We start from the raw sequence: 19,674 nt of genomic DNA, 5'->3' as shown, positions 1-19,674 counted from the left end.
TTCTCCTACAGATTTTCCTTATCCATCAGTCCACGGCTGTAGGCCATTTCCTGTTCTGTATTTGCCCCCTCTACTTGCTGCACCTTCTGCTCCAGAATCCCGGCCGCCTGAAACTGTCAGCCGAGGTCACACCACACCATGTCACTGTTCGCCAACGCCACACATATGCGTCTGGACATCAGTCGTCCTCACAGCTCATTCCGGGTTCTGAGTTGCAACGCGAATGAAGCCTTCAATCAGCCGTACTCCTTCGAACTGGAGATTCTCAGCCCGGCCGGTCCGCTGGACGCCCATGAGTTGTTGTTCAGTGCTGCATGGCTGTATTCCGAAGGGAGCCGTGCCGGGGTTCACGGCCATATCCAGAGCATCGTGCGCGGCAGCAACGAGCCGGCATCCCGTAACCTCCTGCACCCCTCGGCCACGCGCTATCAGGTCACCCTTGGGCCTCGCCTGGGATTGATGGCCTATCGGCACAATCAACGAATCTTCCAGGAGATGAGCGCCCATCAGATCATCACGCAAGTTCTGGGCGAACACGGGATCGATGAGTCGACTTACCTTTGGCAACGCACGCAACCCTGCGTCGAGCGCGATTTCTGTGCCCAGTACCGTGAGAGCGATCTGCAGCTGTTGCAGCGGCTCTGCGATGAAGAGAACGTGCACTACTACTTCCTGCACACGCGTCATCGGCATGTCGTGGTGTTCGCCGATAGACCGGTTGCGCCTGCGCAGATCGTGCCGCTGGATACAGATGATCCAGTTTCGAAGCCTGCGTCATCCTGCGCCACGGCCGCGACGTCCGCAGGCCTGAGCATGCAACGGGCCCTGTGTGGTCGGTGCCTTGTTCGAGCCGCTGAAGCTCGATCCCAAGGGACGGCTCAAAGTGCGCCTCGATTGGGGAAATCAAGGCGACGGGGCACGCTTCAATGATTGCTGGATCGCGGTCGATGTTGCCCTGTTGCAGGGGAGCAACCAGTGGTGGGGCGGCATGGAAGTGGTGGTGAGCTTTCGAGACGGCGATCCTGGCAGACCCTACATCAGCGACCGGCTGTGGGATCCGGACATCAATCCTGAATTGCAGAGCGAGCCCTTGCAACTGCCGCGCAGAGTGATCACCACGCGTATCGACAGAGAGGCGTTTCTCGATGGCTCTCAGCAGTTTTCGGTCGACGATCAACTGGTCGTGCGCATGGCGCAGAACAACGAGATGCACTTCAGGGTAGGCACGAGCCGCGTGACGATCGATGCAAGGAGTGTTTCGTTGAGTGGCCTGAAGATCATGCTCTCATCGATAGATGAGGCCGAAAGCGAAGAGAATCGAAACGCCCTGAATTCGGGACGCCAGGAAGAGTCGTAGTTAGGCGGCCAACTTTAATGGCGGGCTGGCACATCACCTTCTGGAAGGCCGTAGATGATCAGGATTGCACTGCGAGTATGGGTTGTCGGCGGGTTGTTGAGCCTGTTGATGGGGTGTTCGCCGTTGAAGGTGCTCAATGCCTTTACCCCAGAGGATTCCTTCCATGAGACCCCTGACCTGAGCTACGGCAGTGATCCTCGCAATCGGCTGGATGTCTACACCCCGGCCAGCGGCGCTGCCAGTGCACCTGTGGTGGTCTTCTTCTACGGCGGCAGCTGGAACAGCGGCTCTCGCACCGACTACGGTTTTGTGGGCGAAGCGTTGGCCTCCCGAGGAATCGTTGCCGTGCTGGCAGATTATCGGCTTTATCCGCAGGTGCATTACCAGGGCTTTCTGGAAGACAGTGCGGGAGCGGTGGGCTGGGCCCGGGCTCATATCGCTCAATACGGCGGCGACCCGAGTCGCTTGTATGTGATGGGGCACAGCGCCGGAGGCTACAACGCGGCGATGCTGGCGCTCGATCCGAAGTGGCTGGCCCAGGTCGGCATGAAGCCTTCAATGCTCCGCGGTTGGATCGGTCTCGCCGGGCCTTACGATTTTCTGCCAATCGAGAACCCTGAAGTGAAACCGGTGTTTTTCTTCCCCGACTCGCCGCCGGACTCGCAGCCGATCAATCACGTCAGCGCTGCGTCGCCCCCTGCGCTGTTGATCGCGGCGAAGGACGACACGCTGGTCAATCCTCAGCGCAATACCGGCGGCATGGCGAAACGGCTGCGCGCAGAGGGGGTGTCGGTGCGGGAGTTGTATTTCTCAAGACCAGGACACGCGACGCTCGTCGCTGCGTTTTCCCGACCCATGCGCAGTCTGGCGCCGGTGCTGGATGAAGTGGCGAACTTCGTTCATGCGCAGGATCAGGGGCAGGCGGATCTCACACCGAAGTAGCTGAGTGCTCCAGGCCTTGGGCCAGAATCCAAAACGGATCGGTCTCCACCGCCCTGCATCGGCTCAGCCGTGAAACCATCCCTCACTGCGGTTCAGCCGCCTGGCGATGAACCCCAGGGTCAACGCCCGCAACGCCATGAACAGCAGAAACACCATCCACAAGCCATGGTTGCCGAACGCGCTGGACAGCCAGGCGAACGGCGCTGCGATGAGTGCAGTGACCACCATTGCATTGCGCATCTCGCGCGCGCGCGTGGCGCCGATGAACAAGCCGTCGAGCAGATAACTCCAGACTGCGACCAGTGGCAGCAACGCCAGGTACGGCAGATAGACGTAAGCAATCTCGCGCACTTGCCAAATGTCGGTCTGCATGTCGACGAACACATGGCCGGCGAACAGGAACAGCACCGCGAAGGCCACACTGCAGAGCAGCGACCACCCGCCCGCCACGTTCAGCGAGCGGCGCAGGGCTTCGCGGTTCCCTGCGCCGATGGCGTGCCCGCAAAGCGCTTCCACTGCATGGGCCAGCCCGTCCAGCGCGTTGGCCGTGAGCAGCAACCCGTTGAGCAGCAGTGCATTGGCCGCGACGGTAGCATCGCCTAGTCGTGCGCCTTGTACGGTGATCAGGAAAAACACCGATTGCAGGACCAGACTGCGAATGAAAATGTCGCGATTGACGCCCAGCAGCGGCTGCCAGTTTTGCCAGCGTTTGAGCGCTGCCAGCGCCAGATGGCCGGGGTATTCGCGCAGTCCTTTGTGCGTCAACGCCAGTCCCAGCAGCGCGCCGATCCACTCAGCCACTACCGAGGCCCTTGCGCTGCCGACGACGCCCCAGTCTAGCCCGATGACGAACCAGAGATTGAGCGCGATGTTCACCAGATTGGTGGTCAGCAGAATCGCCAACGGCGAGCGCGCGTTCTGCAATCCCAGGAACCAGCCCACCAGCGCATAGCTCGCCAGCGCTGCCGGAAGGCCGAACAGGCGGGTGTGGAAGAAGTCGCGGGTCAGGTCATTGAGGACGGCGGAGGGTTGCATCATTTCCAGCGCCAGGTGCTGGAAGGGCAGGCCGATCAGTCCCAGCACTACAGAAAACCCGAACGCCAGCAGCAGCCCTTGCAACAGCACCTGACGCAACGCCGCACCGTCGTTGCGTCCAGCGGCCTGCGCGGCAAATCCGGTGGTGCCCATGCGCAGAAAACTCATGGCCCACGCCAGAAAACTGTAGAGCGTGCCTCCGACCGCCACTGCACCCAGTTGATGGGCGTGGGGTAAATGGCCGATGACCGTGCTGTCGACCAGAGTGACGAGCGGAACCGAGATGTTCGACAGAATCATTGGCGCGGCCAGCGCCCACACTTGCCGGTGGGTGGCACGCTGGCGCCAGTCGGTTAAAAAGTTGGACATGAACACTCGGCGGATTGAAGGGCGAGGGAAGGGCGGCATTGTAGCCAGATGAAAGCCACGCCGCCGATCCCATTGTGCAAGCCGGCTTGCTACAGGCGTGACAATAGCGAATGAAGCGGTGCGAACAAACGCATAAAGGCACGGTCTATTCCCGCGCCGCGCTGTGCGATCAGGCTGGCGGTGCTATAACTGCTGCTCCTCATAACAACTGCCGCCAATGAGTGCCTCATGCTTAACAAAGGATTGTTCCTGGCCTGCGCGCTGGTACTGCTCAGCGCCTGTGATTCCTCCACGTCCGATAAACCTGCTCCTGCCCCGGCAACCCCTGCCGCGCCAGCGACGCAGCCGGTAGCAGCAGAGACTGCCAAACCCAAACCCGCGGTGGATATTCCCGCGCTGAGCAAGCGATACGCTGGACGCGAGCTGACGGTGGCCGATGTCTCGGAAATCCAGCTCGACGGCGCGAGTACGCTGTCGCTGAGTTTCTCCGTCCCCTTGAACCCGGATCAGAAATTCGCCGAGAAAGTGCATCTGGTCGACAGCGTCAATGGCAAGGTCGATGGCGCGTGGGAGCTTTCGGACAACCTCATGGAGCTGCGCCTTCGGCATCTGGAGCCCAAGCGCAAGCTGGTGCTGACCATCGATCCGGGCTTGGTGGCCGTGAACGACAATACCCTGGCGGCCGAATATTCGGCGCGTCTGGAGACCTCCGATCTGCAAGCCACGGTCGGCTTCGCCAGTCGTGGCAGCCTGTTACCGACGCGTCTGGCTGAAGGCTTGCCAGTCATTGCGCTGAACGTCGACAAGGTCGATGTCGAATTCTTCCGCATCAAGCCCGACTCGCTGCCTGCCTTCCTCAGTTCATGGGAGGGGGCCTCAAGCCTGCAAAGCTACGAATCCAAAGTACTGCTGCCCATGGCCGATCTGGTCTACGGGGGGCGTTTCGATCTGAACCCGGCGCGCAACACTCGCGAAACCGTGCTGTTGCCGATTGCCGGACTCAAGCAACTGCAACAGCCGGGTGTGTATCTGGCCGTTATGCGCGCTTCAGGCACCTACAACTATTCGCAGCCGGCCACGCTTTTCACCCTCAGCGACATCGGGCTGTCGGCGCACCGCTACAGCCACCGGCTGGACGTTTTCACCCAGGCGCTGGACGGCGGCAAAGCGCTGAGCGGTGTCGACCTCGAACTGTATGACGACAAGGGGCGGGTGGTCGGCCAGGGCAAGACCGATAACGCCGGTCACGCCGAACTGCCACTGCCCGCCAAGGCCGAAGTGCTGCTGGCGCATCAGGGTGAACAAACGAGCATGCTGCGCCTGAACAGCGCCGCGCTGGATCTGGCCGAGTTCGACATCACCGGCCCGCAGGCTCATCCCTTGCAGTTCTTCATCTTCGGGCCACGGGATTTGTATCGCCCGGGCGAAGTGGTGCTGCTCAACGGCCTGCTGCGTGACAACGACGGCAAAAGCGTGAAACCGCAGCCAATCACCGTGGAAGTGCGTCGACCGGATGAGCAGGTCAGTCGCAAATTCGTGTGGGACGCTGAAGCGACGGGGCTGTATCAATATCAACTGCAACTGTCGGATGAAGCACCGACCGGTCGCTGGCAACTGGTGTTCGATCTGGGGGATGGCAAGCCGCAGCTCTATGAATTCCAGGTCGAGGACTTCCTTCCCGAGCGCATGGCCCTCGAACTCAAAGGCAGCGACACGCCGCTGGCGCCCGACGCGCCGTTCGACATCGCCATCAATGGTCGTTACCTGTACGGCGCTCCGGCGTCGGGCAATCGCCTGACCGGCCAGTTGTATGTGCGCCCGCTGCGTGAAGCGGTTCCCGCCCTGCCGGGTTACCAGTTCGGTTCGGTGACCGAAGAAGACCTCAAACAGGATCTGGACGTCGAGGACAGCACCCTCGATGCCAATGGCGAACTGGATCTGAGCATCGACAGCCAGTGGGCCAAGGCCCGTTCTCCCCTGGAGCTGGTGCTGCAGGCCAGTCTGCAAGAGTCCGGTGGCAGGCCGATCACTCGGCGTCTGACGCAGCCGGTCTGGCCTGCGGACAAACTGCCGGGCTTGCGCGGGCTGTTCGACGGCGAGGCCACCGATGGCGATGGCCCGGTGGAGTTCGAAGTGTTGATGGCTGACGCTGAGGGCCACAAACTGGCCGCCGACAACCTCAAGGTGCGGCTGATCAGAGAGCGTCGCGACTACTACTGGAACTACTCCGACAGCGATGGCTGGAGTTACCACTACAACGAAAAATTCCTCAATCTTTCCGAAGAAACCCTCAGCGTGAAGAAGGACTCCACGGCGAAGATCAGCTTCCCGGTGGAGTGGGGCCCGTATCGCGTCGAGGTTGAAGACCCGGCCACCGGCCTGATCAGCAGCGTGCGTTTCTGGGCTGGCTATCGCTGGCAGGACAACGCCGAAGGCGGCGCGGTGCGTCCCGATCAGGTCAAGCTGGCCTTGGACAAACCGGCCTATGCCGATGGCGACACGGCCAAGGTGACAGTCACGCCGCCGAGCGCAGGTAAAGGCTATCTGCTGGTGGAATCCAGCGACGGCCCGTTGTGGTGGCAGGAAATCGACGTTCCGGCCGAAGGCAAGACCTTCGACATTCCGATGGACAAGAAATGGGCGCGTCACGATCTGTACGTCAGCGCGCTGGTGATTCGTCCGGGCGAGCGCAAGGCCAACGTCACGCCCAAACGTGCAGTGGGCGTGCTGCATCTGCCGCTTGATCGTTCGCAACGCAAGCTGGCGCTGACGGTCACGGCGCCCGGGAAGATGCGACCCAAGCAGCCGCTGAAACTCAAGGTCAATGCGAAGAATGCCGACGGCTCGGTGCCCAAGGACGTGCACGTACTGGTCGCAGCGGTCGATGTCGGGATTCTGAACATCACCGAATACGCGACGCCCGATCCGTTCGCCAGCCTGTTCGGGCGCAAGGAGTACGGCGCCGATCAGCTCGACATCTACGGTCAGTTGATCGAAGCCGGCCGCAACCGCCTCGCCAGCCTGGCCTTCGGCGGCGACGCGGCGCTCGCCAAGGGTGGCAAGCGTCCGGAAACCAGCGTGACCATCGTTGCCTTGCAAAGCGCGCCCGTGACGCTCAACGACCAAGGCGACGGCGAAGTCAGTGTGGACATCCCTGACTTCAACGGCGAGCTGCGGATCATGGCGCAGGCCTGGACCGACGAGCGCTATGGCATGGCTGAGGCGAAGACCGTGGTGGCCGCTCCGCTGATTGCCGAGTTGTCGGCGCCGCGCTTCCTCGCCGGTGGCGACCAGACCAAGGTGGCGCTGGACCTGTCGAATCTGTCCGGCAAGGCGCAGAAACTCGACGTGCACGTCCACGCCGAGGGGCAGTTGAGTCTGGCAGAGGGTGATGCCGCCAAATCGGTCAGCCTGACTCAAGGCCAGCGCACTACGTTGCAAATCCCGGTGAAGGCGCAGGGCGGGTTTGGTCAGGGCGTAATCAAAGTCACGGTCAACGGCCTGGACCTGCCGGGCGAGAACCTGCCTGCGTTCAGTCGTGAGTGGACCATCGGCGTGCGCCCGGCATATCCGGCGATGCTCAAGCAGTATCGCGCGGTGCTGAAGGATCAAGTCTGGAGTTTGCCCGAGGGCGCGCTGGAAGCCTTCGAGCCGGCGGGCCGCGAAGCCTTGCTGTCGGTTTCGAGCCGTCCGCCGCTGAACCTGGGCGAGCAGATCCGTGCGTTGAAGGCCTACCCTTACGGCTGTCTCGAACAGACCGCCAGCGGGTTGTATCCGTCACTGTACGCCGATGCTGCGACGCTTAAGCGTCTGGGGTTGGAGGGTGAGCCGGACGAAGTACGCAAGCGCAAGATCGAGGTCGGTATCGAGCGCTTGCTGGGCATGCAGCGCTACAACGGCAGTTTTGGTTTGTGGGGCGCGGACGGCGAGGAAGAATACTGGCTGACGGCGTACGTTACCGACTTCCTGCTGCGCGCTCGCGATCAGGGCTACACCGTGCCGCCTGATGCGTTGAAGAAGGCGAGCGAGCGTCTGCTGCGTTACTTGCAGGAGCGCAATCAGATCGAGGTCAACTACAGCGAGAACGCCGATCACACCCGCTTTGCGGTCCAGGCGTATGCAGGGCTGGTGTTGTCCCGCAGTCAGCAGGCGCCGTTGGGGGCGTTGCGCAGTGTGTTCGACCGTCGCAGCGATGCGCGTTCCGGGCTGCCGTTGGTGCAGCTGTCCATCGCGCTGGAGAAAATGGGTGACAAACCCCGTGCCGATCAGGCGCTGTTGGCAGGACTTGCGGCGGGTCGCAAGGCCAATGACTGGCTGGCGGACTATGGCAGCCCGTTGCGTGATCAGGCGTTGATTCTTTCGCTGCTGGAAGAGAACAAACTGGCGTCCGACAAGGTAGAGGAGCGGCTGTTTGCGCTGTCCGATCAGGTGGCGGCGAGCCGTTATCTCTCGACTCAAGAGCGCAATTCACTGTTCCTCGCCGGACGTGATTTGTTCGGCAAGCCGGAAGCCAAATGGGCGGCGACCTTGAACAGTGGCAGCAACAACCGGGAGTTGAGCAACGATCAGCCGGGCGTGAGACTGGACAGCTCGGTGCTGGCGTCTCCATTGACCGTGCAGAACATGGGCGGCGAATCCCTTTACCAGCAGATGACCATTTCCGGGTATCCGTCGCAACCGCCTGTGGCCGGGGGCGAGAACCTGAGTATCCGTCGCGAGTATCTGGGCATGGACGGCGAAGCGCTGAACCTCAATGCCCTCAAGAGCGGCGAGTTGGTGCTGGTGCATCTGGAAGTCAAAGCCAAGGAGCGGGTGCCGGATGCCTTGGTGGTGGACTTGCTGCCAGCAGGTCTTGAGATCGAAAACCAGAACCTGGCGCAGAGCGCGGCGAGTCTCGAAGACGCCAGCGAATCGGTGAAACAGTGGCGTGAGTCGATGGAGAACGCCGGAGTGAAACACCAGGAGTTTCGTGGCGATCGGTATGTCGCGGCGTTGGATTTGCAAGGGTTCAACACGGTGCACCTGTTGTACCTGGCCCGTGCCGTGACACCGGGGACATACCGCGTACCGCCGCCGCAGGTGGAATCGATGTATCGGCCGAACTGGCAGGCCCTGGGCGAGGCGCCTGCGCAGTTGGTGGTGAAAGGCAAGAAGTGAGGAATGGTCTCGCGTTCCCTGGTCGGAACGCGGTCCCCAACTTTAGGAGCGCGCCTGCCCGCGATTTCGGTGGGTCAGTCGACTCCAGGTCACAGACAGACTGGGTTCGCGGGCAACCACGCTCCTACAGGACGTAGCGTTTCCGCATGTCCGGTCAATGAATAATCCAGCTCAGCAACCACAACCCCAGAAACAGCCAGATGATCCCCATGATGATCGAAGCGCGCATGAAGGCACGGATCGCCGAGTACAGCAGCATCAGGCCAATGATCAGCGCGACGATACTGATCAGTGAGGTGTCCATGCCGAGCGTGCGCGACAATCCCTCGACGAAATTGCCACCGGCATGAGTGAACATGTTGAACAACCAGCTTAACCCGTCGACGACGAAGCGGATCACGGCCCCGATTACCTGGCCGAGCCATTCGAAAACGCTTTCTACCTGCATGTCTGCTTCCTGATGAGGGGTGTGGAACGAAAATGGGACTGTTCGCTTTGGCTATCAATGGGCGGGGCGAGTTCCCTGAAGCATAAAGGCTGTTTGGCATGACACGCGGATTTCTTGTGGGCAAATGGGGGCGTTTTCTGCGCTGGCTCGTCGGTAGCCTGCTGTCGCTCTGCCTGCTGATCTGGCTCGCTGACCGAATCTGGCCGCTGCCGTTGCCCAAGGACGATCTGGCCCGCGTGGTACTGGCCGAGGACGGCACGCCGTTGTGGCGCTTTGCCGATGCCAATGGCGTGTGGCGCTATCCGGTCACGGTCGACCAGGTCTCGCCGTATTACCTTCAGGCGCTGCTGACCTACGAAGATCGCTGGTTCTATCAGCATCCCGGCGTAAACCCCATGGCGCTGATGCGGGCAACGTGGCAGAACCTCAGCGGCGGCCATGTGGTGTCCGGTGGCAGTACGCTGTCGATGCAGGTGGCGCGGCTGCTCGATCCGCACTCGCGCACGCTGCCAGGGAAGTTGCGCCAGTTGTGGCGAACGGCGCAGTTGGAGTGGCATCTGAGTAAAGCCGAAATCCTCGGTCTGTACCTCAATCGCGCGCCGTTCGGTGGCACATTGCAAGGTGTCGCTGCCGCCAGTTGGGCGTATCTGGGCAAGTCCCCGCAACAGCTGACCCGCGCCGACGCTGCGTTGCTGGCCGTACTGCCGCAGGCACCGAGTCGCTTGCGCCCCGATCGCCATCCTCAACGGGCTCAGGCGGCGCGGGACAAAGTGCTCAAGCGGCTGGCCGAGTTTGACGTCTGGCCGCAACAGGCGGTCAACGAAGCGCTTGAAGAACCGTTGTTACTGGCTCCCCGTCAGGAGCCGAGCCTCGCGCCACTGCTGGCCCGGCGTTTGAACCGGCCTGACAGCCCGCCGTTGATTCGTACCACCCTGGATGCGGGGTTGCAGCGACGGCTCGAAGACCTGTTGCTGGGCTGGCGTGCACGACTCCCAGAGCGTACGTCCGCCGCGATCCTGGTGGTTGAAGCGCAGAACATGGCCGTGCGTGCCTACGTGGGGTCCGTCGACATCGGCGACGCCCGGCGCTTCGGTCATGTGGACATGGTCAGTGCGCTGCGCTCGCCTGGGTCCACGCTCAAACCGTTTCTGTATGGCAAGGCGATGGATGCCGGTCTGATCCATTCCGAGTCTCTGCTGCAAGACGTCCCGCGACGTTACGGCGATTATCGTCCGGGCAACTTTTCTTCAGGCTTCAATGGCGCCGTGGCGGCGAGTTCGGCGTTGTCGATGTCCCTTAATCTTCCCGCCGTGCAGCTGCTCGAAGCCTATGGCCCGAAACGCTTCGCCGCAGAACTGCGCAACGGTGGCGTACCGTTGACGCTGCCGCCGTTGGCCGAACCCAATCTTGCGTTGATTCTCGGCGGGGCGGGCAGTCGTCTGGAAGACCTGGTGGGTGGCTACAGCGCGTTCGCACGGGGAGGGCGTAGCGCCGATATTCGCTTGCAGCCGGATGACCGACTGCGTGACCGACCGATGATGTCGCCGGGGGCCGCGTGGATCATCCGACGCATCCTCAGCGGCCAGTCGCGACCTGATCTGGATCCTCACGCCGAACTCGTACAGCGTCCGCAACTGGCGTGGAAAACCGGGACCAGTTACGGCTTTCGCGATGCCTGGTCGATTGGCGTCGGGCCACGGTTCCTGATCGGGGTCTGGATCGGCCGCCCGGACGGCACGCCGGTGCCGGGACAGTTCGGGCTCGCCTCCGCAGCACCGCTGATGCTGCAGGTCCACGACCTGCTGGTGAACCGCGACGCCCAGCGCAATATCCCGCCGCCGGTCTTGCCCGTGCCGCTGAACGTGGGGGTGGCAGCGATCTGTTGGCCGTTGGGGCAGCCCATGAGCAAGAACGATCCCAACTGCCGCAGACAGCGCTTCGCCTGGACGCTGGACAGCACCTCGCCACCGACCTTACAGGCCACCGATCAGCCTTTGGGGTTGGGACTGCTGGAAAAAATCTGGATCAACGACAAGGGCCTGCGAGTCGCCGCCAATTGCCCGCAGGCACAGCCTCAAGACGTTGCGCTGTGGCCCGCACCGCTGGAGCCCTGGCTACCTAAAAGCGAGCGGCGTGAAGCACGTTTGCCCGCCGTCGATCCCGCTTGCCCGCCTCAAGGGTTGGGCCTCGCATCGCCGCTGTCCATCGTCGGCGTGCGCGAGGGCGACCAATTGCGTTTGCCCGCTGGCAGTCAGCAGCAACTGCGCTTGAAGCTGTCGGCCCTGGGCGGCAGTGGTCGACGCTGGTGGTTCATCGACGGCGCCCCGGTTGCCGACACTGCCAATCAGGACAGCTACAGCCATACCTTCACTCGCTTGGGGCGCTATCAACTGAGCGTGCTGGACGAAAGCGGACAGACCGCGCGGGTCGAATTCAGTGTGGTCGATTGAATGGAAACTTCCTGTGGTACATGTCCCCCACAGCCGTCCGGTTTGCCAGCGGTAGCGATTCTGAGTCCGTCGCCGCCGGCAAGCCGGACTGCTACAAGGAATGCGCAGCGGCAGCGGTTGCATGGAATCATGACCGGCTGGGCGGGGGGCATAAGGGCGTGCACGCTGGGTTCAGAACGGTTTAATACCAATTGATGAATTGCGCCGATGCCGGGGAGGGGGTCATATGACAGCCAGCGGTTTGCAGTTTTCGGCAGGTTGCCGAACCCGTTACAGGCGTCTTGGGCGGAAGTCGGGTGCGAACGCGGCTGGCGTCGGCAAGCAGTGCCGGGCAGTGTGGGAACTATCGCGAGTGCGTTGTCCGCGATGCAGTGTTCCTTCTCCAGCGCGCCGCCAGCCGGAGCGTTTCATCCAGCGCCAACGCCTGTTTCAGGCAGGGGAGTCGATGACCCCCTGCCTTTTTTATGCGCGCGAGAATGGAAGTAAGTTACTGCCCGACCTTGTACACCTTGGGCTCTGGAAACAGGTTGTTGAGCGTTTCCAGCAGGCGGACGTGGTAGATCGGTTTGCGGAATAGATCCAGCACCTGCAGGCGCAGCAGATCGCTGACATCCTCCATGTCANCGTGTGCTCGCGCAGTCGCTTGATCAACGAGATACCGCTTTCTTCCGGCATCCGTAGATCGGTGATCACCAGCGCGATGTCCGGGTGTAGGGTCAGCTGCTTAAGCGCCTCCTTCACCGAGGGAGCGGTAAAGCAGCAAAACCCCTCGCCTTCGAGGAGTTCGGCGAGTTCTTCGTTGGCGTCCTCTTCGTCGTCAACGAGTAATAATTGTTGGCGTGTCGGGTGGACGGGCATGTTGAGTACCTTGCCGAATGAGCGTGACCAGTGATGTCTTCATACGGTCTCACCGCAGGAATTCTCAAGGTATGTTGGGCAGATTCAAGGCGGTGAACAGCGCGTTGAACAACCGCTTGACCTCCGTAGCAAGATTGGTCATGAACAGAGCCGCGACAGCCGCAGCCATTGCGACAACGATCGCGTATTCGATAGCGGAGGCGGCTTCTTCATCTTTGACGAAACGGCGGATCATCACTGACAGGAAATTAAGGAACATCTGACTTCTCCTTGCGCAAAAAAAGCGCCTGTATCGAGTAATGCATTAACAATCCTTCGTGCCCACAGCATTGACCCCATTCTCCGACTCCACAATCACAAGAAAGCATTAATCACAAAGTATGAGTGGCAAGCGAAGTCACGCTTGCGTGCGCGACGCTCGGTTGAACGCGTCGTTCGGAAATTTCCGACAGCTGATGGCGTTTTGAATGACCTCGACTACCTTCATATAGCGAAAAGGGTGAATGTTCACAGCCACCTGAATGGCAGGTTGTCTCGTAGCGTTTTCGAGGTTGTAGTCAGGCATGGGAGGGCCGTCATGAGCAGTCGCGTCACAATGGGGCTCGCTGTGCTTTTTTTGCTGGGCGCCTTGTTCGCCGGCTATTGGGGATTGGTGTTGAGCCGCACGCCAGCACCTGCGCCTGTGGCCCCCGTGACCCAGACCGCCACGCCTGCGGCCGCTCCCGTCATCGCTGAACAGCCGATGGAAGATCCGACTCGGCAACCTGTGTTGATCCTCGCCAAAGACCTTCCCGCCCACCAACCCGTCAAGGCTGACGACCTGATCGTCGAGCGCCTGAAAGTCGCACCCGCTGGAAGCTTCAGCAAGCCCGAGGACGCCGTGGGGCGTACATCATGGCGTCCACTCGCGGCGGGCACATGGTTGACGGACAGCAGCTTCGAAGCCGGCGGAACGCTGGCCCGCATGATTCACCCCGGCGAGCGCGCGCTGGCATTGTCCATCGACGAAATCATCGGCGCGGGCGGGCAACTGACCCCCGGCGATTACGTCGATGTTCTGCTCTATCTGCCGCCTGACCAGAACAACACGGACCGCAGTGCGCAAACCGTGGTCCCGGCCCTGCGTGTACTCAGTGTTGGCGCACTGCTGGGGCCGGTGAATCAGGGGCAGGACAGTCTGGGCATCAGTCGCGAGGATCGCGAACAACAACAAAAGCTCAGGACCAATGCGCGCAGCGTCGTGGTCGCAGTGCCGGAAAAACTCCTGAGCCGCTTGATGCTGGCGACCCAGGCCGGCCCGCTGCGCCTGGCGGTCCGCAGTGCCGAAGAGAAAAATCTGGAGCGTTACTGGGCCGGCGACAGCGACATCGCTTTGCAACTGGACACGGCCAATCGCAACGTCACCCACTTCAGCCAGTTGAGCCTCGGTGGCGGGCGCAGCAGCCAGATGAGCACTGGCGCACCTCGCATGGCGCGGACGATTGAGGTCATCCGTGGTAACCAGGTCACGCAGCAAACTCCCTGATCGAGCAAGGACTGCACATTCATGAGTAACCGTTTCAAGCCGGTATTGAATCGTATCGTGTTGGCCATGCTCTGCGCCGGTCTTTATCAGGGCCTGGCGATGGCGGCACCTGCCGGGTGCGCGTCGCTGGCGGCGATGCCTGCCGCCGTGGAGATCGGCCAGGGCGTGCAGCAGGACATTCGCTCGCCGGTCGCGATCACGCGCCTTGCGGTGGGCGATCCGAAGATTGCCGACGTGCACGTCAACGGCGATGACAATGGCGGCTTTCTGCTGACCGGTGTAGCGCCAGGGACCACCAGCCTGATGGTCTGGACGGGCTGTTCCTCTTCGCCTCGTCAAAGCATGGTGTTCGTGCGCGGCGCCGCCAAGACCGCCATGACCGACGCGCTATTGCCGCCGTCAGAAGACCCGTTGCTGCCCAGTCAGGTGCAGACCGACATCCGTTTCGTTGAAGTCAGCCGCACCAAGCTCAAAGAAGCCAGTACCTCTATCTTCGGCAAGGGCTCCAACAACTTCCTGTTCGGCTCGCCAGGCACCGTGCCTGGGGTGACGGTGTCACCGGGAACGGTGGGCGGCACGCGTCCGGCGATCCCGCTGAACAACAATAACTTCAACATCGTCTGGGGTGGCGGCAGCAGCAAGGTGCTGGGCATGCTCAACGCCATGGAAAGCAGCGGCTTCGCCTACACGCTGGCGCGGCCGAGTCTGGTGGCCCTGAGCGGGCAGAGCGCAAGCTTCCTGGCCGGAGGCGAGTTTCCGGTGCCGGTGCCCAATGGAGAGGGCAACGGCATCTCCATCGAGTACAAGGAATACGGCGTGCGCCTGACCCTGACGCCGACCGTGGTGGGGCGTAACCGCATTGCACTGAAGGTCGCGCCCGAAGTCAGCGAGCTGGATTTCACCGCAGGCGTGACGATTGCCGGCACCACGGTTCCGGCCCTGAACGTGCGCCGTACCGACACCAGCGTTTCCCTCGCCGATGGCGAAAGTTTCGTCATCAGTGGCCTGATCAACACCAGCAACATTGCATCGGTGGACAAGTTTCCGGGCCTGGGTGACATCCCGATCCTCGGTGCGCTGTTTCGCAGCTCTCAGATCAACCGCGACGAGCGCGAATTGCTGATGATCGTCACCCCCCATCTGGTCCAGCCCCTGGCAGCGAATGCGCCATTGCCCTCGCTGCCGGGCGAAAGCCTGCGTAACTACGATCCGAATTTCCTGAAGCTGTACTTCCTTGAGAACGGCAATTTCGACCGCCGTAGCGGGTTATCGCAATGAGCCAGGGCCCTAGTCTGAGCCAGACTTTTCTGGCGATCACTCGCAACACTACCGACCTTGAATGGCTGCAAGGCGCGCTGGCGCCGCTGGGGCAGGTGGTCAGTGCCGGAACCGGCAGCCTCGACGAGTTGCTGGCGCTGGTGGACGTGACCTTCGCCAGCGTGGTGTTCGTGGGGCTTGATCGTGAGCACCTGATGAACCAGAGCGCTCTGATCGAAGGGGCGCTGGAGGCCAAGCCAATGCTCGCCATCGTTGCCTTGGGCGATGGCATGGACAATCAGTTGGTGCTCAACGCGATGCGCGCTGGCGCACGGGATTTCGTCGCCTATGGCTCGCGTTCCAGTGAAGTCGCGGGGCTCGTACGCCGCCTGAGCAAGCGTCTGCCGGCGGTGGCGCCCAACCCGAACATGGGTGGCCTGACGGTGATTTATGGCTCTCAGTGCGATGGCGACGGCGCGCTGGTGTCAGCGCATCTCGCACTGGTCGCGCAGCAGAAAGGCCAGCGCACGTTGCTGTTGGATCTGGGCCTGCCGCGCGGCGACAGCCTGGCGATGCTCAGCCTCGAATCCACGTTCAACTTCGGCGACGCATTGCGGCACCTGCGCAGGCTGGATTCGACCCTGATCGACAGCGCTTTCACCCTTCATCCCACCCAGTTACGCATCTTGGCCTATGCCGAGGACGACACGTCCCTGGAGCACACCAGCGCGGCCGAGCTGTACATGCTGCTCAGCGCCTTGCGTCAGCATTTTCAGCACGTGGTGGTGAATCTGGTCGGGCAACCGGACAGTGAGTCACTGCGTACCTTCGTCGCCCATTGCGATCAACTGCTGTGGTACGTGGACCAGAACGTCATTGAATGCCGACGCAATCTGGCGATCCTCAATCTATGGCGCGAGAAGGGCCTGAAACTTCAGCACGCCGGGCTTCTGGTGGACAAGTACCTGCGTCAGGTCACGCCCAATGCCGAGACACTTGAAAAGACGTTTGGGCTCAAGGCCATGGCGGTATTGCCGCTGAGTCCCGAATTGCGCCTGAACGCCAAGAATCAGGGTTTATCGCTGTTCGAGCTGTCGTCCAGGGAGTCGCTGACCGCAGGGCTGCGCCACCTCGGCGAACGTCTGGCCAGCCACTCCGAAGACAGCAGCAAGTCCGCGGGTGGATGGCTCACTCGATTGTGGGGGCGCAGATAAATGAAAGGCGAGAAACTCTTTGGCGTGTCGTCCCGTCCTGCCGAAAGCGGGGGTGACGGGCAGGGCCTGAAACTGGTGTTGCACCGCTACATCATCGACGCCATCGAGGAAAGCGGCCGCAACCTGCTGGAGGGCACGCGCCCGGCTCTGGCGCAGTTCGTGACCGACAAGGTCGCCGAGTACGTCGCCCGGTTGCGTCTGGCGATTTCCCGTTACGAGATGGAGCGTCTGGCCGAAGAACTGGTGGACGAACTCACCGGTTTCGGCCCGCTCGAAGTGCTGTTGCGGGACAAGTCAGTCACGGAAATTCTGGTCAATGGCCCGAACAAAGTGTTCATCGAACGCGAAGGCGTGCTCCATCATTCGGACCTGCGCTTCATCGATTCGCACCACGTCGAGCGCGTCATCCAGCGGATTCTTGCGCCACTGGGCAGGCGTCTGGACGAGTCCTCGCCGATGGTCGATGCCCGTTTGCCCGACGGCAGCAGGGTCAACGCGATCATCCCGCCGATTGCGCTGGACGGTCCCTGCGTGTCGATCCGCAAGTTTCGCAAGGACATGCTCAAAAGCTCGGATCTGGTGGCGATGCAGACCATCGATCAGCCCATCTACGACTTTCTGGAAAGCGCCGTCAGCAAGCGCTGCAACATCTTGATCAGCGGCGGTACGGGCACAGGCAAGACCACCATGCTCAACGTGCTCAGCCAGATGATCCACAGCCAGCAACGGTTGGTCACCATCGAAGACGTCGCTGAACTGCAACTCGGACACCCTCATGTGGTGCGTCTGGAAACCCGCCCACCCAACGCCGAAGGCCATGGCGAAGTGCGTGCCAGCGACCTGATTCGCAACGCCCTGCGGATGCGCCCGGACCGGATCATTCTCGGCGAGATTCGTGGTGTGGAAGTGCTCGACGTGATGACCGCGATGAACACCGGCCACGACGGCTCCATGAGCACCGTCCACGCCAACAATGCGCAGGATGCCCTGTTGCGCCTGGAGACTCTGGTGGGGCTGACCGGGCGGCAGATCGCCGAGAAAACCCTGCGACAGATGATCTGCGCCGCACTGGACGTGATCATTCAACTGACCCGCATGCCCGACGGGCGGCGCTGCGTCAGCGAGGTGGTGGAAGTGGTGGGCACACGTGATGACGTCTACGTCACCAACACCCTGTTCCGGCTGGATCGCCGCACCGGCTTCGGCTTCCTGCGCGAGGCGATCAATCCTGCCGGTGACAAGCTCCGGCAACTGGATTACTGAGCGCGCAAAGGGAGGAAGGCTCACGGTGAGAGGCGCCATTGTTCTGGGTCTGGTTTTCATGCTGCTGATGGGGCTGTCGCTCTATCTGTTCTATCGCGGGCTGAACAAGGGCGCGAACGAGCGGATCATGGCGCGTCTGGTGCTGGGGCAGCCCGATCCCGTGAGTTCAAAGCCTGTATTGGCGATGGTCGAGCGAGCGTTCTTGCGCGCCGGCCTCGGACGACCGACCGCACGCTTGCCATTGGCACTGACAATCTGGTTGACCGCGATGCTGCTGGGGTATCTGGCCTATGACGGGATTGGCCTGGGCATGGGGATCGTACTGCCGATCATCGCGCTCCGGTTCTACGTCAGTTTGCGCTATCAGCGCCGGGTGCGGCGCATGATCGAGCAGCTGCCCCAGTTGCTCGACCACACAGTGCGCAGCCTGAAATCTGGACGAACGTTGGGGGACGCGGTCCTGCACGGTATCGATGCCGCGGGTCAACCGCTGAATGAGGCGATGTCACGTATCAGGCGCAACGTGCATATGGGTGTCGCGCTGCCAGACGCGGTGAAGGACTTCGCCGACCTGTATGAACGTGACGAGTTTCAGCTGTTGGCTTTGGGTTTGAGGGTCAATCACCGGTACGGCGGCAATGCCAGCGAACTGCTGGAGAACCTCATTCGACTGATTCGCGAACGCGAGCAGGGGGCTCGCCAGCTTCGGGCGATGACCGGCGAGACCCGCATGACAGCGGTCGTGCTGGCGCTGCTGCCAGTGAGTATGGTGGGGTATTTTCTGGCCGTGAACCCCGCCTATCTGCTGCACATGTGGAATGACGAGTCGGGTCAGCAAATGCTGATGTTTGCCTTTGCCATGCAGACCCTGGGTTGTTTGGCGCTATGGCGCATGCTGAGGAGTATCTGAAGTGGTCCTGATACTTGGATCGATCCTTTTCGCTGCCGCCGGATTTTTTCTACTGTTGACTATGGCCCGCCAACGCCGGGCGGAGCGAATCGTCCTGTCTCGCTTGCAGGGCGGTAATGCGCGCGACGGTCGCGTAGGAAGCCTGCTACGTCTCTTGGGTGACAGCCGATTCGGGCAACGCTCGGTCAGTCTGGACAGTGAAACGCAGACACTGCTTAACCGTATCGGCTGGCGTCGGGCAAGCCAGCGCTCTCTTTTCGCGGCGTGCCAGATCGGTGTCCCGCTGGTGTCGGTTGGGGTGGCAGTGCTGATTCAGACGCTGTTCTACAACGATGCGCAGTACCCGTGGCTGGTTCCGGTGTTCGCGCTGGGTCTGGGTTATCTGGCACCTAAACGCGTGTTGGCCGCCGCTGCCAGCCGTCGTCAGAAACAGGCGGTGGCTGAAATCGCGACCTTCATTCCGTTGCTGCGCATCCTGTTCGAGTCCGGCATGGCGGTTGAGCAGGCCCTGCGTGTGCTGAGCAATGAAGGTCGGCGGTTGCTGCCGGTGCTGTCTTCGGAACTGAGGGTCATGCTGGTGCGCGTGGATTCAGGCCTTGAAGTGGGCGAGGAACTGAACAAGGCCGCCCTCCAGCTTGGCGTCGATGAGTTCAGCGACACCTGCGTGATTCTCAATCAGTTGATTCATCAGGGCGGCGGGGCGATGAAGTCGCTGCTCGCGCTCAAGCAACTGATCGACGACCGCCGACTGACGCGGTTGCAAGAATACATCTCCAAACTCTCGGCGAAGATGTCGGTGGTGATGATGGTGTTCCTGTTCCCTGCGTTGCTGATCGTGTTGGCCGGCCCCGGTTTCGTCGCCATCAGCAAGGCCTTGAGTTCGCATTAG

Annotated in this window: 15 protein-coding genes and 1 pseudogene; 11 read left to right on the top strand and 5 right to left on the bottom strand. The window is 61.7% G+C overall.

The genetic code is table 11. From position 1 onward, the window contains the following. The first annotated feature begins 138 nt into the window (after window positions 1-138). Genes D3M70_RS21800 through D3M70_RS21790 form a run of 3 tightly spaced genes read left to right on the top strand, consistent with a single transcriptional unit; the run spans window position 139 to window position 2,299 of the window. Complete coding sequence (locus tag D3M70_RS21800; protein WP_120127714.1) at window positions 139-930, top strand: contractile injection system protein, VgrG/Pvc8 family; 792 nt, start codon at window positions 139-141, stop codon at window positions 928-930. Beyond that, entirely contained in the window at window positions 884-1,357 is a 474-nt protein-coding gene (locus D3M70_RS21795; RefSeq protein ID WP_120127713.1) for a hypothetical protein, read from the top strand. Before D3M70_RS21800 ends, D3M70_RS21795 begins: the two co-directional genes overlap by 47 nt. 54 nt (window positions 1,358-1,411) lie before the next feature. After that, on the top strand, window positions 1,412-2,299 hold the full coding sequence (locus D3M70_RS21790) for an alpha/beta hydrolase (protein WP_120127712.1): 888 nt from the start codon (window positions 1,412-1,414) through the stop codon (window positions 2,297-2,299). Window positions 2,300-2,362: 63 nt separating this feature from the next. Here D3M70_RS21790 and D3M70_RS21785 read toward each other — a convergent pair whose 3' ends face one another. After that, entirely contained in the window at window positions 2,363-3,703 is a 1,341-nt protein-coding gene (locus D3M70_RS21785; protein ID WP_120127711.1) for an MATE family efflux transporter, read from the bottom strand. 228 nt (window positions 3,704-3,931) lie between these two features. Between D3M70_RS21785 and D3M70_RS21780 the strand changes: the two genes are divergently transcribed. After that, window positions 3,932-8,860, top strand: a complete 4,929-nt coding sequence (locus D3M70_RS21780) for an alpha-2-macroglobulin (protein ID WP_120127710.1) — start codon at window positions 3,932-3,934, stop codon at window positions 8,858-8,860. Window positions 8,861-9,014: 154 nt separating this feature from the next. Here the strand turns inward: D3M70_RS21780 and D3M70_RS21775 are convergent, their stop codons facing one another. Beyond that, window positions 9,015-9,308, bottom strand: coding sequence for a hypothetical protein (locus D3M70_RS21775; protein WP_093464803.1), 294 nt, complete (start codon window positions 9,306-9,308; stop codon window positions 9,015-9,017). Window positions 9,309-9,406: 98 nt separating this feature from the next. Here D3M70_RS21775 and pbpC point away from each other — a divergent pair, with 98 nt between their 5' ends. Next, window positions 9,407-11,758, top strand: coding sequence for a peptidoglycan glycosyltransferase PbpC (pbpC, locus tag D3M70_RS21770; RefSeq protein ID WP_120127709.1), 2,352 nt, complete (start codon window positions 9,407-9,409; stop codon window positions 11,756-11,758). 487 nt (window positions 11,759-12,245) lie between these two features. On the opposite strand, the pseudogene D3M70_RS33535 reads toward pbpC, so the two are convergent. The 3 genes and pseudogenes from D3M70_RS33535 to D3M70_RS21760 all read right to left on the bottom strand — a co-directional run. Continuing rightward, window positions 12,246-12,381: pseudogene (locus D3M70_RS33535) on the bottom strand (response regulator); the annotation flags it as partial. Between the two features lies 1 nt (window position 12,382). Continuing rightward, the coding region (locus D3M70_RS33530) for a response regulator (protein WP_256659950.1) at window positions 12,383-12,616 on the bottom strand (234 nt) is incomplete at its 3' end. Window positions 12,617-12,680: 64 nt separating this feature from the next. Continuing rightward, complete coding sequence (locus tag D3M70_RS21760; RefSeq protein ID WP_120127708.1) at window positions 12,681-12,875, bottom strand: Flp family type IVb pilin; 195 nt, start codon at window positions 12,873-12,875, stop codon at window positions 12,681-12,683. 318 nt (window positions 12,876-13,193) lie between these two features. Between D3M70_RS21760 and cpaB the strand changes: the two genes are divergently transcribed. The 6 genes from cpaB (at window position 13,194) to D3M70_RS21730 (ending at window position 19,674) form a co-directional block, all read left to right on the top strand. Further along, window positions 13,194-14,141 (top strand): Flp pilus assembly protein CpaB, encoded by a 948-nt coding sequence (gene cpaB, locus D3M70_RS21755; RefSeq protein WP_120127707.1) that lies wholly within the window; start codon window positions 13,194-13,196, stop codon window positions 14,139-14,141. Between the two features lie 66 nt (window positions 14,142-14,207). Next, complete coding sequence (locus tag D3M70_RS21750) at window positions 14,208-15,419, top strand: type II and III secretion system protein family protein (protein ID WP_256659974.1); 1,212 nt, start codon at window positions 14,208-14,210, stop codon at window positions 15,417-15,419. Beyond that, window positions 15,416-16,612: a pilus assembly protein gene (locus tag D3M70_RS21745; protein WP_120127705.1), complete on the top strand. Its 1,197-nt coding sequence runs from the start codon at window positions 15,416-15,418 to the stop codon at window positions 16,610-16,612. The genes D3M70_RS21750 and D3M70_RS21745 overlap by 4 nt, the downstream gene beginning before the upstream one ends. Continuing rightward, window positions 16,613-17,875: a CpaF family protein gene (locus D3M70_RS21740; protein WP_081563957.1), complete on the top strand. Its 1,263-nt coding sequence runs from the start codon at window positions 16,613-16,615 to the stop codon at window positions 17,873-17,875. A gap of 25 nt (window positions 17,876-17,900) precedes the next feature. Further along, window positions 17,901-18,785 (top strand): type II secretion system F family protein, encoded by an 885-nt coding sequence (locus D3M70_RS21735; RefSeq protein WP_120127704.1) that lies wholly within the window; start codon window positions 17,901-17,903, stop codon window positions 18,783-18,785. Between the two features lie 61 nt (window positions 18,786-18,846). Further along, on the top strand, window positions 18,847-19,674 hold the full coding sequence (locus D3M70_RS21730) for a type II secretion system F family protein (protein WP_375233028.1): 828 nt from the start codon (window positions 18,847-18,849) through the stop codon (window positions 19,672-19,674).

Source organism: Pseudomonas sp. LS-2 (assembly GCF_003605735.1).
Taxonomy (GTDB): Bacteria; Pseudomonadota; Gammaproteobacteria; order Pseudomonadales; family Pseudomonadaceae; genus Aquipseudomonas.
The sequence above is the reverse complement of the archived record's forward strand: the minus strand, read 5'-3'. Positions and strand labels throughout refer to the sequence as shown.

Bases quoted from the DNA above. Each gene is read 5' to 3' on its own strand.
- D3M70_RS21760 (WP_120127708.1), bottom strand. From the start codon at position 12,875: ATGTTCCTTAATTTCCTGTCAGTGATGATCCGCCGTTTCGTCAAAGAT.
- D3M70_RS21730 (WP_375233028.1), top strand. From the start codon at position 18,847: ATGGCCCGCCAACGCCGGGCGGAGCGAATCGTCCTGTCTCGCTTGCAG.
- D3M70_RS21780 (WP_120127710.1), top strand. From the start codon at position 3,932: ATGCTTAACAAAGGATTGTTCCTGGCCTGCGCGCTGGTACTGCTCAGC.
- D3M70_RS21745 (WP_120127705.1), top strand. From the start codon at position 15,416: ATGAGCCAGGGCCCTAGTCTGAGCCAGACTTTTCTGGCGATCACTCGC.
- D3M70_RS21740 (WP_081563957.1), top strand. From the start codon at position 16,613: ATGAAAGGCGAGAAACTCTTTGGCGTGTCGTCCCGTCCTGCCGAAAGC.
- D3M70_RS21785 (WP_120127711.1), bottom strand. From the start codon at position 3,703: ATGTCCAACTTTTTAACCGACTGGCGCCAGCGTGCCACCCACCGGCAA.
- D3M70_RS21775 (WP_093464803.1), bottom strand. From the start codon at position 9,308: ATGCAGGTAGAAAGCGTTTTCGAATGGCTCGGCCAGGTAATCGGGGCC.
- cpaB (WP_120127707.1), top strand. From the start codon at position 13,194: ATGAGCAGTCGCGTCACAATGGGGCTCGCTGTGCTTTTTTTGCTGGGC.
- D3M70_RS21750 (WP_256659974.1), top strand. From the start codon at position 14,208: ATGCTCTGCGCCGGTCTTTATCAGGGCCTGGCGATGGCGGCACCTGCC.
- D3M70_RS21800 (WP_120127714.1), top strand. From the start codon at position 139: ATGTCACTGTTCGCCAACGCCACACATATGCGTCTGGACATCAGTCGT.
- pbpC (WP_120127709.1), top strand. From the start codon at position 9,407: ATGACACGCGGATTTCTTGTGGGCAAATGGGGGCGTTTTCTGCGCTGG.
- D3M70_RS21790 (WP_120127712.1), top strand. From the start codon at position 1,412: ATGATCAGGATTGCACTGCGAGTATGGGTTGTCGGCGGGTTGTTGAGC.